The sequence below is a fragment of the Methylobacterium sp. J-077 genome (assembly GCF_022829365.1).
In the GTDB taxonomy this organism is placed as follows: domain Bacteria; phylum Pseudomonadota; class Alphaproteobacteria; order Rhizobiales; family Beijerinckiaceae; genus Methylobacterium.
This window is the reverse complement of the sequence record NZ_JAKSYJ010000075.1, coordinates 1-372: the sequence shown is the minus strand read 5'-3', so window position 1 is coordinate 372 and position 372 is coordinate 1. Positions and strand designations below refer to the sequence as shown.

Here is a 372-nt window from a genome sequence, read left to right as displayed (position 1 = left end):
GCGAAGGCCAGGAGCTGGCCCGTGAGCTTGGCGGCCCGGTCGACCGTGTCGGAGATCGCGCCGATGTACCGGCCCCGCCGTTCCGCGGAGAGGTCGGGGCGCTTGAGCAGGTCGGTCGAGGACCGGATCACCGTCAGCAGGTTGTTGAAGTCGTGCGCGACGCCGCCGGTGAGCTGGCCGACCGCTTCCAGCTTCTGCGACTGCCGGAGCTGCTCCTCCAGGGCGCGGCGCTCGGTGACGTCGCGGCCGGCGGCGTAGAAGTGGTCCTCCTGCGGGATGGCGTTCCACGACACCCAGCGGAAGTCGCCGTCCGCCGTGAGCATGCGCACGTCGAGGCTGTCGAGGACCTGGCCTTCCCGCAGCAGCTCGAAC

The 372-nt window shown here is 71.0% G+C and carries 1 protein-coding gene; it reads right to left on the bottom strand.

From position 1 onward, the window contains the following. A partial coding sequence (locus MKL11_RS04880) for a histidine kinase dimerization/phospho-acceptor domain-containing protein (protein WP_279600272.1) occupies window positions 1-372 on the bottom strand: 372 nt, incomplete at both ends.